The organism is Kibdelosporangium banguiense (assembly GCF_017876405.1).
Classification (GTDB): domain Bacteria; phylum Actinomycetota; class Actinomycetes; order Mycobacteriales; family Pseudonocardiaceae; genus Kibdelosporangium; species Kibdelosporangium banguiense.
Genome location: NZ_JAGINW010000001.1, coordinates 7779286 through 7794924 on the forward strand (window position 1 = coordinate 7779286; position 15639 = coordinate 7794924).

Annotated in this window: 12 protein-coding genes and 1 pseudogene; 5 read left to right on the top strand and 8 right to left on the bottom strand. The window is 66.0% G+C overall.

Annotated elements, in window-relative coordinates:
- Positions 1-2 precede the first annotated feature (2 nt).
- Both JOF56_RS35825 and rpsO read right to left on the bottom strand, forming a co-directional pair.
- On the bottom strand, positions 3-176 hold the full coding sequence (locus JOF56_RS35825; protein ID WP_209643871.1) for a hypothetical protein: 174 nt from the start codon (positions 174-176) through the stop codon (positions 3-5).
- A 99-nt stretch (positions 177-275) separates the two neighbouring features.
- Positions 276-545, bottom strand: coding sequence for a 30S ribosomal protein S15 (gene rpsO, locus JOF56_RS35830; protein ID WP_209643872.1), 270 nt, complete (start codon positions 543-545; stop codon positions 276-278).
- 352 nt (positions 546-897) lie between these two features.
- Here rpsO and JOF56_RS35835 point away from each other — a divergent pair, with 352 nt between their 5' ends.
- The gene (locus JOF56_RS35835) at positions 898-4047 is read left to right on the top strand and encodes an ATP-binding protein (RefSeq protein ID WP_209643873.1); all 3150 of its coding nucleotides are present in this window, start codon (positions 898-900) and stop codon (positions 4045-4047) included.
- Here the strand turns inward: JOF56_RS35835 and JOF56_RS35840 are convergent.
- Positions 4044-4208: pseudogene (locus JOF56_RS35840) on the bottom strand (cupin domain-containing protein); the annotation flags it as partial. The gene JOF56_RS35835 and the pseudogene JOF56_RS35840 overlap by 4 nt on opposite strands.
- A gap of 163 nt (positions 4209-4371) precedes the next feature.
- Here JOF56_RS35840 and JOF56_RS35845 point away from each other — a divergent pair.
- Positions 4372-5121: an EI24 domain-containing protein gene (locus JOF56_RS35845; RefSeq protein WP_209643874.1), complete on the top strand. Its 750-nt coding sequence runs from the start codon at positions 4372-4374 to the stop codon at positions 5119-5121.
- A gap of 3 nt (positions 5122-5124) precedes the next feature.
- Here JOF56_RS35845 and JOF56_RS35850 read toward each other — a convergent pair whose 3' ends face one another.
- From JOF56_RS35850 to JOF56_RS35860, 3 genes are read right to left on the bottom strand one after another with little or no spacing between them, the layout of a single operon-like run.
- The gene (locus JOF56_RS35850) at positions 5125-5985 is read right to left on the bottom strand and encodes a hypothetical protein (RefSeq protein ID WP_209643875.1); all 861 of its coding nucleotides are present in this window, start codon (positions 5983-5985) and stop codon (positions 5125-5127) included.
- Positions 5982-6605: an RNA polymerase sigma factor gene (locus tag JOF56_RS35855; protein ID WP_209643876.1), complete on the bottom strand. Its 624-nt coding sequence runs from the start codon at positions 6603-6605 to the stop codon at positions 5982-5984. Before JOF56_RS35855 ends, JOF56_RS35850 begins: the two co-directional genes overlap by 4 nt.
- Entirely contained in the window at positions 6602-7228 is a 627-nt protein-coding gene (locus JOF56_RS35860; protein WP_209643877.1) for a TetR/AcrR family transcriptional regulator, read from the bottom strand. Before JOF56_RS35860 ends, JOF56_RS35855 begins: the two co-directional genes overlap by 4 nt.
- Positions 7229-7287: 59 nt before the next feature.
- Here JOF56_RS35860 and JOF56_RS35865 point away from each other — a divergent pair, with 59 nt between their 5' ends.
- From JOF56_RS35865 to JOF56_RS35875, 3 genes are all read left to right on the top strand, one after another.
- Complete coding sequence (locus JOF56_RS35865) at positions 7288-8637, top strand: DHA2 family efflux MFS transporter permease subunit (RefSeq protein WP_209643878.1); 1350 nt, start codon at positions 7288-7290, stop codon at positions 8635-8637.
- Positions 8638-8936: 299 nt separating this feature from the next.
- Positions 8937-10202, top strand: coding sequence for an extracellular catalytic domain type 1 short-chain-length polyhydroxyalkanoate depolymerase (locus tag JOF56_RS35870; protein ID WP_209643879.1), 1266 nt, complete (start codon positions 8937-8939; stop codon positions 10200-10202).
- A 23-nt stretch (positions 10203-10225) separates the two neighbouring features.
- Positions 10226-13123 carry a glycoside hydrolase family 48 protein gene (locus JOF56_RS35875; protein ID WP_209643880.1) on the top strand — a complete coding sequence of 966 codons (2898 nt, stop codon included), beginning with the start codon at positions 10226-10228 and terminating at the stop codon, positions 13121-13123.
- Between the two features lie 75 nt (positions 13124-13198).
- Here JOF56_RS35875 and JOF56_RS35880 read toward each other — a convergent pair whose 3' ends face one another.
- On the bottom strand, positions 13199-13726 hold the full coding sequence (locus JOF56_RS35880) for a hypothetical protein (protein ID WP_209643881.1): 528 nt from the start codon (positions 13724-13726) through the stop codon (positions 13199-13201).
- A gap of 71 nt (positions 13727-13797) precedes the next feature.
- Positions 13798-15513 carry a glycoside hydrolase family 6 protein gene (locus JOF56_RS35885; protein WP_281065538.1) on the bottom strand — a complete coding sequence of 572 codons (1716 nt, stop codon included), beginning with the start codon at positions 15511-15513 and terminating at the stop codon, positions 13798-13800.
- Positions 15514-15639: the final 126 nt, after the last annotated feature.

A 15639-nucleotide genomic window follows, 5' to 3' on the forward strand; every position in this document is an offset into this window, starting at 1 on the left:
TCTCACCTCGCCTTCAGCGCGACAACGGGCACGACCGACAGGGCCGTGAGCGTCCACAGAGTCCGCTGCCTGCCGGCCCTGAGGAGAAGATAGCCGGCACCGGTACAGACAATGGCTGTCAGCAGCACCAGGACCGGCACCAGCAGCGGATTCCCGATCATGAAGACGGCGATCATCGACAGCGATCGTAACGCCGCCCCGGATCGCGCAGGCGGCGGTGCGAGGTCCGGCCGGCGCCGGGCCGGCCGGACCTTGCGGTGTTGCGTTTCAGGTGGTCACCGGCGCAGGCCCAGACGCTGGATCAGGGCCCGGTAGCGCTGGATGTCCTTGTCACGCAGGTAGTTGAGCAACCGGCGGCGCCGGCCGTTGAGCACGTGCAGGCCACGACGGCTGTGGTGGTCCAGCTTGTGCGTCCGGAGATGGTCGGTGATGTCGGCGATCCGGCGGGTCAGCAGGGCGATCTGCACCTCCGGCGAACCGGTGTCGCCGTCGAAGGTCGCGTACTCCCGCATTATCTGAGCTTTGATCTCGGCTTCGAGAGCCAACGAATCTTCCTTTGCCACTGGAAGTTCGGTCAGCCGCGAAGACGAACCCCGGGTGCGACGTCAGTGCCTCGGCGCTGTGGGGCGGACGTGTTCGCGCTGACCACGACAATGCGTGTCCGAAGTCGGTCGCGGTGACATGTCGGCTCCCTTCTCACAGCGTCTGGTGGGCAGACAGTGTACCGGTCAGGGCCGGACCCTGCCCGGCCTTTTACCCTCCCGGCTGTGTCAGCAGCTGTGTTCCGGTAAATGGGAACAGGCGTTGCCGCACGTCCAGTGTGTCGCAAGTTGACAGAGCGGCCTGCGCCGCCGGAATAAACTATGTAGTTTCGACAGTCTGAGGGGAGGGTGAGACATGTCTCGACCTGGTACGCATCGGGCGATCGTGGCAGTCGACGTCGAGGGGTTCAGCAGCCGGACGGATCTGCACCAGTCGGCGGTCCGCCGCAACCTGTACGAATCGCTGGAACAGGGGTTCAACGAGGCCGGTATCCCCTGGGACTCCTGCGACACCAGCCAGGACCGTGGGGACGGCGTGCTGGTCCTCGTGCCACCGGACGTCGCCCACGTCTTTCTGGTCGACCAGCTGCCGCACCGGCTGGCGGCGGCACTGCGCCGCAACAACGCGATCTACGCCGCTGAGGCGCAGATCCGGCTGCGGATGGCGGTGCACGTCGGCAAGATCGACTTCGACGACCACGGGATCACCGGGTCCACGGTCAACTTCGTGTGCCGGATGCTGGACGCCCCGGTCCTCAAGGCGGTGCTGGCGGCGTCGCGCGGTGTGTTCGCCCTGATGGTCTCCGACTGGTTCTACCGCGAGGTCGTCCAGCCCGACCCGGCTGTCCGGCCGGACACCTACAGCGAGGTTTTTGTCGGTGTCAAGGAGGAGAACCACACTCCGGCGTGGATCCGGCTGCCGGACGACCTGCTGCTGGCCGCGCCGGAGCAGGGCCCGGCCATGGCCGATGTGGATGTGGAGATCCGCCGGTACGCGTTGCCGCCGGGGTCGGTCGTGGCCAGTTCGATGCGCGACGGCGAGGAGCTGCGAGAGCACTGGGATCGTTCGGACGAGCTGCCCGCGGTGTCGGCCTCGGACCATCCGGCGCTGGTGGAATCGCGTCCCCGCCTGCTGGATCGCCTGCAGCCGTTCGTCCGCACGGTGGTCGGCCGGGTCTATCACGCCCGGCCCAGCCGTCCGGTCGACTGGCAGTCGCCCCGGGAACTTCCGCACGATGTGCACGGCTTCAGCGGTCGTGACACCGAACTCGACCGCCTCGACGGCCTGCTCGACGGCCTGCTCGACGGTGTGCGCGGTGAAGGCGGTCCGGCGGTGGGCGTGGCCCTGGTCGACGGCCCGGCCGGTGTCGGCAAGACGACGCTGGCTGTGCACTGGGCACACCGGATGGCCGGGCATTTCCCTGACGGGCAGTTGTACTTGAACTTGCGCGGCTTCGACCCGCACCAACGGCCGATGTCCCCGGCTGACGCGTTACGCAAGTTGCTTGGCGCACTGGGAGTGAACGCCCAGCGCATCCCGGCGGATCTCAACGAGCAGGCGCGGTTGTTCCGGTCTGTGGTGGCCGGGCAGCGGTTGCTGGTCGTGCTCGACAACGCGCGCAGTCCCGAGCAGGTGCGCTGGTTGTTGCCCGCCGATGCGACCTGCTTTGTGGTGGTGACCAGCCGCAACCGGTTGGAAGGACTGATCGCCTGGGATGGTGCCGTGCGCATCAACCTCGATGTGCTGCCGCCGCAGGACGCGATCGCGCTGGTTTCGGGTGTCGTCGGCGAGGCCCGGGTGGCGGCCGAACCACAGGCCTGTGCCGAGCTGGCCAAGCTGTGCGGCTACATGCCGTTGGCGCTGCGCATCGTCGCTGAGCGAGGTGCCGCGGACGACAGTGTGCGGCTGGCCGACCTGGCAGACGAACTTCTGACCGAGCACGACCGTCTGCTCGACCGGTTGTCCAATGGGGACGATGCCACGGCTGTGCGTGCGGTGTTCTCGTGGAGCTACAACGCGTTGCCGTCAGCGTCGGCGCAACTGTTCCGGTTGCTTGGATTGCATCCGGGCCCGGATGTCGGCACATCGGCCGCCGGGGCACTGGTCGGGTTGATGCCTGCCCAGGTTCGCCAGTTGCTGCACGTGTTGACCAGCGCGCACATGCTCGAGGAAGTCGGGCCGGACCGCTACCGCCTGCACGACTTGCTGAGGATGTACGCCGCCGAACGTGCCATCGCCGAGGAGACTGAGGACGACCGCAACGGTGCTGTCGGCCGGCTGCTGAACTGGTATCTGCACAGCGCCGACGCGGCTGCCCGTGTTCTTGCACCGCAGCGGCGGCGTGCCGCGCTGGTCCCGTTGGCGGGGGCTCAGCAACCGCACGAGTTCGAGACGTACCACGAGGCGTTGACGTGGTTCAAAACCGAACGTGCCAACCTGGTCGCCGCGACCCGGCAGGCCGAAGAGGTCGGCGAGTACGCGGTGGCGTGGAAGCTTCCCGCTGCGTTGCTGGGATTCTTCAACCTGCGCAAGCACTGGGCGGACTGGATCAGTGTGCACAAGATCGCCCTGCAGGCGTCCCGCAAACTGGGCGACCCGTACGCCGAGGCATGGACCCTGAACAGTCTCGGTATCGCCTACTACGACCTGCGGTGGTTCGCCAACGCCGCCGAGTACTTCAAGCGTGCGCTGGCACTCCGGCGGCAGGTCGACGACCGCTTCGGAGAAGGCAGCACGCTCGACAACCTGGGCAACACCCATCGCAAACTGCGTCAGTTCGACGAGTCCATCGAGTGCTACGAGCGTGCGTTGGTATTGTTCCGTGAGATCAGTGACCGCTACGGCGAAGCCAGCACGCTGCGCAACCTGGGCGGTGCGTATCGCGGACTGCAGCGCTTGGACGAAGCGGCTGAGCACTACCGCAAGGCGTTGCTGATCTGGCGCGAACTGGGCGAGCGCTACGGCGAGGGCAATACCCTGAGCAACCTCGGTGACCTGCACCGCAAACTCGGTCGTTTCGACCAGGCCGTCGAGTGCTACCAGCAGGCGCTGACCATCTGCCGTGAGATCGACAACCGCTACGGCGAGGGCGCTGTGCTGGACAACCTGGGCGACGTCTACCAGGACCTGGCCCGCTACGACGACGCGATCGACCACTACAACCAGGCGCTGCGCATCTCCCAGGAGATCGGCGACCGCTTCGCCGAAGGCAACACCCTCGACAACCTCGGATGCGCCAACTATCAAGCACACAACCCGGAAGAGGCCGAGAAGTACCTACGGCAGGCACTCGCGCTACGGCAGGAGATCAACGACCGGCGCGGCGAAGCGATCACCAAGCACCACTTGGGCGTCGTGCTCTACTCCACGAGCCACTTCGTCGAAGCCCATGACTGGTGGCAGCAGTCGCTGGAGATGTTCGACGAGCTGACCGAGCCCCGCTCCATCCAGATCCGGGTCGGCTTCGAGATCGACCCGCAGGACAACGAATCGTTGTTCGACTAGGGCAGGGGTGCGGCGCGGACGTGCGCGCGTTCGCCCTGCCTGCCGAAGAGACTCAGGAACTCGACCGGACCTGAGCTCGTGGCCCCGAACCAGTGCGGTGTGCGGGTGTCGAACTCCGCTGCTTCCCCGGCTTTGAGGATGAGGTCGTGCTCACCGAGAACCGGAAGCCTTGGGGATCGGTTACCCGGGGCTGGGCTCGCCTTCGCTCGGGGGCGCCGGCCGGGTCTGCCAGTGGTGTCTTACTGATGGTCTTGGTACTCGGATGTTGGGGGCATCTTGGGTGGTGGGTGGGGGTGGTGGGTTGGGCGCTGGTAGAAATGTCCGGTGCGGGATTTCGTCAAAGGTGTTCGGATGTTCGGGCAGGGGCTGGGCATTCTGCTGCGGTCGCCTCGGCTGCTGTTGATTGGGGCGGTGCCTGCGCTGCTTACCACGCTGCTGCTGCTTGGTGTGATGGTTGCGTTGGTTTACTGGATTGGGGATCTGACTGCCTGGCTTACGCCGTTCGCGGATGATTGGTCGGCGGGGTGGCGGACGACGATCCGGGTTGCCGCTGGGGTGGCTGTGTTCGGGTTGGCACTCACCATCAGTCAGATTGCGTTCTCTGCGCTGACTCTTGCCATTGGGGCGCCGTTTTATGAGCTCATCGCCGAGAAGGTCGAGGATGACCTGGGTGGGGTGCCGGGCGCGGTCGATCTGCCGTGGTGGCAGTTGCTGGGGATGGGGTTGCGGGACGGCCTTGTTCTTGTCCTTCGGTCGTTGATGTTCACCATCCCGTTGTTCTTCGCGGGGTTCATTCCGGTGGTTGGGCAGTTTGTCGTGCCGGTTCTGCTGGCGTTGGTGACCGCTTGGTTTCTTGCGCTGGAGTTGGTCGGGGTCTCGTTCTATCGGCGCGGCATGGATCTCAAGCAGCGTCGGATGTACCTGCGTAAGCGTCGTGGGCTCGGTTTCGGGCTTGGCCTGCCGGCATCACTGCTGTGCCTGATCCCGCTTGCTGCGATCGTTGTGATGCCGGTGGCGTTCGTCGGCGGTGTTCTTGTGGCCCGGGAGACTCTTAGGGATACCGTTGCTGCGTAAGGGTTATCGCCAGCGGGTCGCGGGCAGGCAGGTTTTCGGGTCGGGAGGGCTGGGGAAGTAGCCGACCACTGTCCCGGCCGGGGTCACGTGGCACTGGGGGTTGGATGTGTCGCCCAGGAGCGCGCCGTTGGCGTCGTAGGCCCGGACTACCCTTGGGCCTGGGGTTTCCGGGATCTTCCACGTGTCGGAGTGCACGATCCGGGCGACGAAGGTGCCGTTGGCCAGGACTGCGTCAACGGTGCGATCCCCTTCGGTGTAGGTCACTTTGGCGACCTTCGCCGAGACCCGGCCCACGGTGAGTTGCACGCCGCGTTCGCCACGGTATTCGGCCTTGTTGCCGGGGACGGAACCACCGGCTGCCGCGGACGCGACGTCCACTGCGAACTCGCCGGGCAGCCATTGACGGTCCTCGACTGAGCCGGAGCCTGCGTTGTACGGCATGGTCTTGCGGCCGATTGTGCACTCCAGTGCGGCGTCCTGGCTGTAGAGCAGGCCGAACTTGCCGGCTTCGTCGTTGACGAGGTTGTACAGCACGGCTGGGCCTCGGCTGGCGGTCTGCGAGCAGCCCTCCTCGATCGCCTTCTGTTCCTGCGCGGATAGGCCTGGGAACACGGGCGCCGAGACGTTCGATGACTTGGGTGGGGGAGTGGGAGTCTGGGCCGCTGCGGGTGGGGAGACGTTCTCGGGCTTCCATGGCACGAACGCCACGATGGCGCCAAGTACTGCGACGGCTGCGAGTGCGGTGATCAATGGGGCGTGGCGGCGACGGGGGGCGCCTCGGGTTACGGTGCGCTCCAGTTCGTTGCGGATCCGGGCACGGCTGCGTGGCGGCAGGTCGCGGGGTGTGGGCAATGTGCTGTTCATCGGTCCTCCTGGGGCGCGTTCGGGGCGACGGTGACTGTTTGTCGTTGCTCGTCAGGAGGCGCGTTGAGCAGGGTGCTCAGCCGCGACTTGGCTTTGCTCACCCGTGCTCGCACGCTTCCCTCCGTGATGCCGAGCACCGCCGCGGCGTCCGAGTAGGACACCCCGGACCACACGCACAGCGCGATCGCCTCGCGTTCGTTGCGGGGTAGCCGGTTGAGCGCTTCGAGTACGGTCGCCATCCGGCGCTGGTCGTCCACCCGGGCGGCCACGTCGTCCGCGTGATCCGGGACTGGCGCGTCGGTCGCCACCCGCCGGGTCAGCCGCAGGCGCCGGGCGAGGCCACGGCGGTCGTTGCGGACCACGTTCGTGGCCACCATCAGCAGCCATGGCAGCGCCGAGTCTCGTTCCAGCCGCATCCCGGCTCGTTTGCGCCACGCCACCAGGAAGGTGTTCTGCACGTGGTCTTCGGCCGCGGCCCAGGACGCGGTCAGCCGGAAACAGTGGTTGTAGACCGCTTTGGCGTGCCGGTCGAACAACACTGTGAACGCCGAGCCGTTGTCCGCCGCGGCCTGTGACCACAGCGCACGGTCATCCGGGCCGTCGGCCCAGTCAGTCGTCATACCCCAGTTGTGTCCGGCCGCCGCCCCCGTGTTGGCTCCGGATTTCCGGCGGCTCGTTCGATGGCGGGCAGGGCGATGTCGTCGACGATCCGGGTGAGTTGTTCATCGGTGGGCCGGTGGTGCTGGACGACGAGCTCGTGGCGGAGCAGTGCGCTGGGCACGTCGCGGACGTGCGCCGGAACGGGATGCGGCCCGATCTCGCCGCGGTGTGCGGCGCGTTCGACTATCACGGTGGTGAAAGCGGGGATGACGTCGAGGTTCTCGGCTGACAGGTGGTCGAGTTCGCTGGCGAGGCCGTTCATGATCGTCGGTCCTATCTGTTCGTAGCGGTGGCGCCACAGCTGCAGGGCCGCGATCAGGTCGTTACGGAGATTGCCGGTGTCGGGAATGTCGTCAGGGGTGATCGTGGGCAGGTGTGACCGAACCGCGGCGAGGACGAGTTGTGCGCGGTTGGGCCAGCGCCGGTACAGCACCGGGCGACTGGTCGCGGCCCGTTGGGCGACGGCGTCGACGGTGAAGGCGGCGTAGCCGACGTCCTGCAGTTCGTCCCAGGCCGCGTCGAGCAGTGCCTGCTCAAGTTCCGTCCCGCGTCGCCTGCGGCGCACCGCCTCGCTGTTAGACACAGCGTGTATCTTATCGTAAGCTCGAATAAGATACACACTGTTTCTTACTGGAGGATGTGGTGAAACGTCGCGACACCCTGGAGCCGCTGGGGGCTCCGCTGATCCGGCTGGCCCTTGTCCTTGTGCTCGGTGCGGTCGCGCCACTGCTGGACACGACGATCGCGAGTGTGGCGCTGCGCACCCTCGCGGCCGAGTTCGGCGTCGGCACGGCCGCGATCGGCTGGGTAAGCACGGCCTACCTGCTCGCCATGGCGGTGACGATCCCGGCCAGCGGCTGGCTCACCGATCGGTTCGGCACGAAGCGGGTGTGGCTGGGTGCACTGCTGGTGTTCACCGTCGGTTCGGCGGGTGCGGGCATGGCGTCAGGCCTGGGAACTCTGATCGCGTTCCGTTGCCTGCAGGGGATCGGTGCCGGGCTCGTGCAGCCGGTCATTCTGACCGCGCTGGTGCGGGCGGCCGGTCCGGGAAAGCTCGGGCGGGTGCTGACTATCGTCACGTTCGTTGCTGTTCTCGTGCCGATCGTCGGTCCCGTTGCGGGCGGTCTGATTCTGGCCGACGCGAGCTGGCGATGGATCTTCTACGTCAACATCCCGCTGTGCGTGCTCGCCATCGTGATGGCCTGGATTGTGATTCCCGGTGCGAGGACAGGCGAAGCCGAGCAATTCGACGCGCTTGGTCTCGCCTTGCTCAGCCCGGCGCTGGCGGGAATCCTTTTTGGACTGTCTCGGGCCACGGCCGGATTCGGCAGTGTGGATGTGCTTTTGCCGTTGTCCGGTGGTTTGCTTTTGCTCGGTGCTTACGTTGTCCGTGGCCTGAGAGGGAACGCTCGCCACTTGGTCGGCCTTCGGCTGTTGCGCATCCGGTCGTTCGCCGCAGCGGGTAGCGTGCAGTTCTTCTCGGGACTTTCCCTTTACGGCGCGATGTTCCTGTTACCGCTCTACTATCAGCAGGTTCGCGGTCAAGGTGCGTTGGCGGCCGGTCTGTTGCTCGCACCGCAAGGCGTCGGAGCGTTGCTGGTGCGCCCTGTCGGCGGCATCGTGGACCGTATTGGCGCCTCTCGCATCGTGCGCGTAGGCGTACTGGTGTGCGCGATCGCGACCGTGCCTTTCGTCTTCGCGGGAGCGCATACCAGTGAAGCGCTGCTCGCTTGTGCTCTTGTTGTACGCGGTGCAGGGCTCAGCGCGGCGAACATCGCGGTCATGACTGGTGCGTTCCGTGACGTGCCTCGGGATGATGTGTCGGATGCCAGCACGTTGACACGCATGCTCCAACAGATCGGTGGAGCGTTCGGGACCGCCGTCCTGGCCGTCAGTGCGGCCGGCGGGGCGTTCCACACGGCTTTCCTCTGGTCGGTCCTGCTCTCTGTGCTCGCGTTCGTTCCGGCTCTGCTGATGACTGAAAGTCCATAATGGATGGACACGACGGAAAGCCCGATGTCCACAGTGGACGTCAGGACGGGTTCGGCACGGCTTCGGGCGGATCGTGCGCGGCGCGATCACAGCCTCGGCGGGTCATTTCTGGGAGCGCTCCCAGAATGTCAGGGTAACCGGAACGCCATCCACCCGTAATCCGCCATGTGGGCTATCACCGACACGGGCAGATGGCGCGCCGAAACTTCCGCGAAACTGTTGCCGCCTGGCGGAACGCACTGCATAGTGGAGTGGCGGCGCGGCACCTTCACAGCCTCCTTGGCAAGGAGGAATGAAGGATGTCCACCCGAAGGTTTCGGGTAGCCGGTCTCACCGCACTGGTGCTGGGCGCACTGCTGACCGCGCTGGCCCCCACGGCGTCCGCGGCGCAGCTGACCGAGGTCACCGGGTTCGGTTCGAACCCGTCGAACCTCCGGATGCACCTCTACGTGCCGGACACCGTCGTATCCAAACCGCCTGTGCTCGTGGCCGTACACTACTGCACGGGCACAGGGCCGGCGTTCTACTCCGGCACCGAGTTCGCCCGGATGGCCGACCGCTACGGCTTCATCGTCATCTATCCGTCGGCGACGCGCAGTGGCCAGTGCTTCGACGTTTCCTCACCACAAGCGCTCAAACACGACGGTGGCAGCGACCCGGTCGGGATCGTGTCGATGGTCCGCTATGTGTTGCAGCGCCACAACGGTGACGCGAACCGTGTCTACGTCACGGGTGCGTCGTCCGGCGCGATGATGACGAATGTTCTGCTAGGGGCGTATCCGGACGTGTTCAAGGCGGGCGCGGCGTTCGCGGGCGTCCCGTTCGGATGCTTCGCCACGACCGACGGCTCGGGCTGGAACAGTACCTGTGCCCAGGGAAACCTGATCAAGACGGCGCAGCAGTGGGGCGATCTCGTACGCGCGGCCTATCCCGGCTACACCGGACCGCGGCCACGAATGCAGATCTGGCACGGCACAGCGGACGACACCCTGCGATACCCGAACTTCGGTGAGCAGATCAAGCAGTGGACCAACGTGAACGGCCTGTCCCAGTCGCCGACCACAACGGACAGTCCGCAGCCCTCCTGGACCCGTACCCGCTACTTCCTCGGTGGCGATGCCAGGGTCGAGGCGATCAGCATCCAGGGCGGCACGCACAACACCCTCGTGAGCGGTATGGCCCAGTACGTGATGGACTACTTCGCCCTGTCGGGCCCGCAGCCGCCGCCACCGCCGCCCCCAGGTTCCGGCACCTGCCGGATCACGTACGCCACCAGCGCCTGGAACACCGGCCTCACCGCGAACATCACCATCGCCAACACGGGCACCACCGCGATATCGGGCTGGTCGCTCGGTTTCACCCTGCCGGCCGGGCAGACGATCACCTCCGGCTGGAGCGCCACGTACTCGCCGGCGAGCGGTGCGGTGACCGCGAAGAACTTGGCATACAACCCGGTCATTGCCCCGGGTTCCTCGATCGGCATCGGTTTGCAGGCAACTCACACCGGTGACGCCGGAAAACCCGCTTCCTTCACGCTCAACGGCACCACCTGCGCTGTTGCCTGAAGCGGTTCGATGAGAGGAAATACATGAGATTGAGGCGCACCCTGCCCGCGTTAGCCGCGGCAGCGCTGATCGCGGCCAGCCAAGTGGCTGCCGCGGAACTGGCCATCCAGGCAGTGTCCTGTACGGTCGACTACACCGTCACCAACGAGTGGAGTACCGGATTCGGCGCGGCCGCGACGATCAAGAACGTCGGCACCGATCCGATCGACGGCTGGAACCTGACCTGGACCTTCCCGGACGGGCAACGCATCACCCAGCTCTGGAACGGCACGCACACCCAGACGAACGCGGCGGTGTCGGTCCGCAACGTCCAGTACAACAGGCTGATCCCCGCCGCGGGCTCCGTCCAGTTCGGATTCAACGGCAGCAAGGGGGCCACCAACAGGCCGCCGACGGACTTCGCTGTCAACGGAGTCGCCTGCGTCGGACCCAACGTGGCGCCGGCGGTCCAGCTGACCAGCCCGGCCAACAACTCCAGCTACGTCGCTCCGGCGAGCATTCCGTTGGCCGCCACGGCAAGTGACTCGGACGGAACGATCGCCAAGGTGGAGTTCTACTCCGACACCACCTTGCTCGGTACCGACACCACGGCTCCGTACCAGTACAACTGGCCGGCGAACACACCCGGGCAGTACTCGGTGACCGCACGCGCGTACGACAACAAGGGCGCGTCCACGGTCTCGAGTCCGGTAGCGGTCCGCGTGCTGAACACGCCGACAGTCGTGGCGACACCGAGTACCGTGAGCATCCGGCAAGGCACGTCAAGCACGGTCGACGTGACCCTGGCGACGCAACCGACGTCGCCTGTCACCGTCACAGTCGCCCGCGCGTCCGGGAGCACGGACCTCACCGCCACGCCTGCCCAGCTGACCTTCAGCACGACCAACTGGAACACGGCGCAGAAGGTGACTATCGCGTCGGCGGACAACGGGGGATCACTGGCCTCGGCGACGTTCTCGCTCTCCGCGACCGGTTACACGAGCTCGACGGTCACCGCGACCGAGCTGGACGCCACCACACCGGAGTACAAGGCCGCGTTCCTGACCCAGTACAACAAGATCAAGGACACCAACAGCGGGTACTTCCGCAAGTTCGGCGATCTGCTGGTGCCGTACCACTCCGTCGAGACCCTGATCGTGGAAGCGCCCGACCACGGCCACCAGACCACGTCCGAGGCCTTCAGCTACTACCTGTGGCTGGAAGCCGCCTACGGTCAGATCCAAGGTGACTGGGCGCCGTTCAACGCGGCATGGGCGTCGATGGAGAAGTACATCATCCCGGCGAAAGCCGACCAGCCGACGAACAACAAGTACAACGCCGCCGATCCGGCGACGTACGCGCCGGAACACCCACGGATGGACAAGTATCCGGCGGTGCTCGACAACAATGTCACAGTCGGACAGGACCCGATCGCGGCCGAGCTGAAGTCGGCGTACGGCACCGACGACATCTACGGCATGCACTGGCTGCTGGATGTCGACAACACCTACAAGTTCGGACGTTGTGGCGACGGTACGACAGCTCCGGCGTACATCAACACCTACCAGCGGGGTTCCTCGGAGTCGGTGTGGGAGACGATCCCGCAGCCGTCCTGCGACACCTTCGCGCACGGTGGCCCGAACGGATACCTGGATCTGTTCACGAAGGACGCTTCCTACGCCAAGCAGTGGAAGTACACCAACGCCCCTGACGCGGACGCACGTGCCGTGCAGGTCGCCTACCTGGCCAACAAGTGGGCCACCGCGCAGGGCAAGGCCGCCGACATCAACGCCACGGTGAAGAAGGCGTCGAAGATGGGCGACTACCTGCGGTACGCCATGTTCGACAAGTACTTCAAGAAGATCGGCAACTGCACCAGCCCGAACTGCGCCGCCGGCACGGGCAAGGACAGCTCGCACTACCTGATGTCCTGGTACTACGCCTGGGGCGGGGCCACGGACACCAACGCGGGCTGGGCCTGGCGGATCGGCGACGGCGCCAGCCACCAGGGTTACCAGAACCCGTTGGCGGCCTACGCCATGGCCAACGACCCGGCGTTGAAGCCCGCTTCGGCCACGGGTGCGGCGGACTGGGCCAAGAGCCTGGACCGGCAGTTCGAGATGCTGCAGTGGCTTCAGTCGGCCGACGGCGGCATCGCCGGTGGCGTGACCAACAGCTGGGAAGGCCAGTATGGATCCCCGCCCGCGGGCACGCCGACCTTCTACGGCATGTTCTACGACGCCCACCCGGTGTGGCGTGACCCGCCGAGCAACCGCTGGTTCGGGTTCCAGGTATGGGGTCTTGAGCGCGTCGCGTCGCTCTACCAGCTGACCGGAGACGCACGGGCCAAGAAGATCCTCGACAAGTGGGTGCCGTGGGCCATCGCCAACACCACCACCGGCACGAACTTCCAGATCCCGAGCGACATGGAGTGGACGGGCGCGCCGGACACGTGGAACCCCACGAGCCCAGGGGCGAACGCGAACCTGCGGGTGCGGGTCCTCAACCACAGCAAGGACGTCGGTGTGACAGCCGCTTACGCCAAGGTTCTGCTGAACTACGCCGCCAAGTCCGGCAACGCGGCGGCCAAGACCACTGGTGAGGCACTGCTGAACGCGTTGCTGGCGAACACCGACTCGCTGGGCATCGCGACGCCGGAGACCCGCGAGGACTACAAGCGGTTCGACGACACCTACAACTCCACCAGCGGCGAGGGCGTGTACGTCCCGCCGGGCTGGACCGGCAAGATGCCCAACGGGGACACGATCAACCAGAGCGCCACGTTCCTGTCGATCCGGTCCATGTTCCGCAACGACCAGCAATGGCCGAAGGTCCAGGCCTACCTGAACGGCGGCGCCGCGCCGACGTTCACCTATCACAGGTTCTGGGCGCAGGCGGAGATCGCGACAGCGTTCTCGCTGCACGTGCAGCTGTTCGGCTAGATCCGCGAAAGACGGACCGGCCCTCCCGCGAACTCGCGGGAGGGCCGGTCTCTTTGCTGTGAAGCGTTGTGCTGCTCAGTGATGCGAGTGCTCGGGATTGGCGAAGACACAGCCGGCGACGTCTGCCGGGATCTGGTGCACCTGAGGGTCGTCATAATTGCAGCGCAGGTAGTACAGGTCGAGTTCGGCGATCCCGAGATAGCCCGAGGTGATCGCGAAACCGTTGCCGAAGCTGAAAGCCGGGCCGTCGCTGACCCGGCCCGCGGTCATCGCGTCCCGCCAGGACTGCTGGAACGCCCGCATGTCCTTGATGAGTACGAGCCCCACTTTGGGGTACGACGACGACAGGGAACAGGTCGTCCACTCGGTCATGAACGGCTCGTACAGGTCCACCAGCTGCGGGCCGACGAACTGGGCGAACTCTTGTCTGCTGGCAGGTCTGACGTCGTCACAGGATTCGGTCCTGGACCGCATCCAGCGCACGAGTTCGTCCATTGTGGTGATCGGCTGGGTGATCGCGGCGGCGCCGTGGTCGGCCAGCGGTGGCGGGGTGCTTGTGCAGCCGGCCAGAACCAGGAACGCGGTGAGCAGAGCGGTTCTCACAGGCTTTCCCCTTTCAGCCGGAAGGGCGGTGCCTCCACAGGGTGAGGCACCGCCCGGGATGGGGCCGCCGGTCAGAGTGCCGGATAGGCGTTGCGCAGCAACTCCTGGAACTGGGCGCTGAACCAGTGCCCAGACAGGGGCGCGTCAGCCTTGGCCCCGGACATGTTGTTGTTGTTCCGCGGGTTTCCGGGGTATGTCGGGTCGCACATCCGGTCGAACCCCTTGCCCTCCTCGTTCGCGATCTCCTTGCTGGATCCGTCCGACTCGCCCGGCGGCTTGATCCAGACGTAGGCGTCGATCCCGGACTCCGGTGCGGCCTTGGGACGTTCGCCGATGCCCGCACCGGCCTGGTTGCACCAGTTGCCCAGGTGGATGCGCCGGTCGAGCCTGCCGCCGTTGACGAAGTCGTCCACGGTGCCGGTCCTCGGTCCGGGCCCGGTCGGCCGTGCGGAGCCACCCCAGCCGTTGCGGGACGTGTCGATCAGCATGCCGACGCCTGACGGGAATCCTGCCCGCACAGCCTCCTGGCGGAAGGCCTGGGCGTAGGACACCTCGTCGGTGTACCGGTTCCAGTCCACCCACTTGGACTCACGCACCGACTTGCCACCGACGTTGTCGTTGATGGTGAAGTACGGTTCCTTCAGAATGCCGTAGTTGGCGGTGTTGCTGATGAAACCGTGCACGTTGTTCACGGTGCTGCCAGAGGCCCTCGCCGCGGTGGCGAACAGCTGCGCCGACGCGCTGAAGTTGTCGTCCCAGCCCAGCCAGCCGTGGTGTCCGGCGTCGATGTAGTTGTACACATTGGACAGAGCGCCGAGTTTCGCCAGCGCGTAGCCGACACCGTTGACGTAGTTGCCGTTGGCCTTCATCACGTCGCACTGCGGGGTCTGCGTCGGCCGCGGCGAGACGTTGGTGACCAGGTTGGGCAACGAGTCGATCTCGATGACCGCGACGATCCGCAGGTTGGCGTACTTGGCATCGCCCAGGATCGCGGCGATCGGGTCGATGTACTGGCTCTTGTACTTCGGCAGCTCGTCGGGCTTGAGCTCACCGTTGGACGCCAGCGCCGCGCAGTCGCGTCCCGGCAGGTTGTAGATCACCACCTGGAACACGAACGGCCTGCCCGCGGCCTGCGTGAGAGCCGTGTCCAGATGGGCCCGCAGGCCCCGCGCCCCGGTCGTGCCCTGGATCGCGGCGATCCGGTCCATCCACACCGCGGTCGGCTGGTTGGCGATCCGGCTGCCGCCGGGTTCGGCCGACGCCTTGGCCGACCAGTCCGGGTTGACGTACACACCGGCGCCGGAATAGGGGTTGTCCACTTTGTTGCCGGGACCGGGCGGGGGATCGGTCGGGGGCGGGACCGTTCCCGTGCAGGTGGTGCCGTTGAGCTTGAACGACGTCGGTTTGTCGTTCGTACCGCTGTAGGTTCCGTTGAAACCGGGGTTCGCGGTCCCCCCGGTCGCGAGAGTTCCGCTCCACGAGGGATTGCGAACGGTGACGTGGTTGGCCTGCTGGCTGAACGTGCCGTTCCAGCCCTGGCCGGCCTGCTGGTTGCCGGGGAAGTCGAATTCCAGCGTCCAGCCGCCACTGATCGCGTCGCCGAGGTTGGTGATGGCGACACTGGCTCCGAAACCGGTACTCCACTGGTTGGTTATCGTGTACTCGACTTTGCATCCTGGTGCCGCGCTCGCGGTGTTCCCACCTGCGAGTACCGCCGCCGAGATCATCGTGAGCACTGAGGTCACGGCCAGCAGCCTGGCCCGCCCTCCCTTTGCAGGGTGTCTCATGCGTCGCCTCCTTGCGAGCAGAGCTTATTCTGGGAGCGCTCCCAGCTGAACGTAGCGATAAACCCCATCTCTTGACAAGAACATGACCCGCCACGATTCTGGAAGCGCTCCCAGAGACGTGAGCGG

Coding starts and splice junctions, on each gene's coding strand:
- JOF56_RS35825 (WP_209643871.1), bottom strand. CDS start 176: ATGATCGCCGTCTTCATGATCGGGAATCCGCTGCTGGTGCCGGTCCTG.
- JOF56_RS35835 (WP_209643873.1), top strand. CDS start 898: ATGTCTCGACCTGGTACGCATCGGGCGATCGTGGCAGTCGACGTCGAG.
- JOF56_RS35850 (WP_209643875.1), bottom strand. CDS start 5,985: ATGAACAGCACATTGCCCACACCCCGCGACCTGCCGCCACGCAGCCGT.
- JOF56_RS35870 (WP_209643879.1), top strand. CDS start 8,937: ATGTCCACCCGAAGGTTTCGGGTAGCCGGTCTCACCGCACTGGTGCTG.
- JOF56_RS35885 (WP_281065538.1), bottom strand. CDS start 15,513: ATGAGACACCCTGCAAAGGGAGGGCGGGCCAGGCTGCTGGCCGTGACC.
- JOF56_RS35875 (WP_209643880.1), top strand. CDS start 10,226: ATGAGATTGAGGCGCACCCTGCCCGCGTTAGCCGCGGCAGCGCTGATC.
- JOF56_RS35855 (WP_209643876.1), bottom strand. CDS start 6,605: ATGACGACTGACTGGGCCGACGGCCCGGATGACCGTGCGCTGTGGTCA.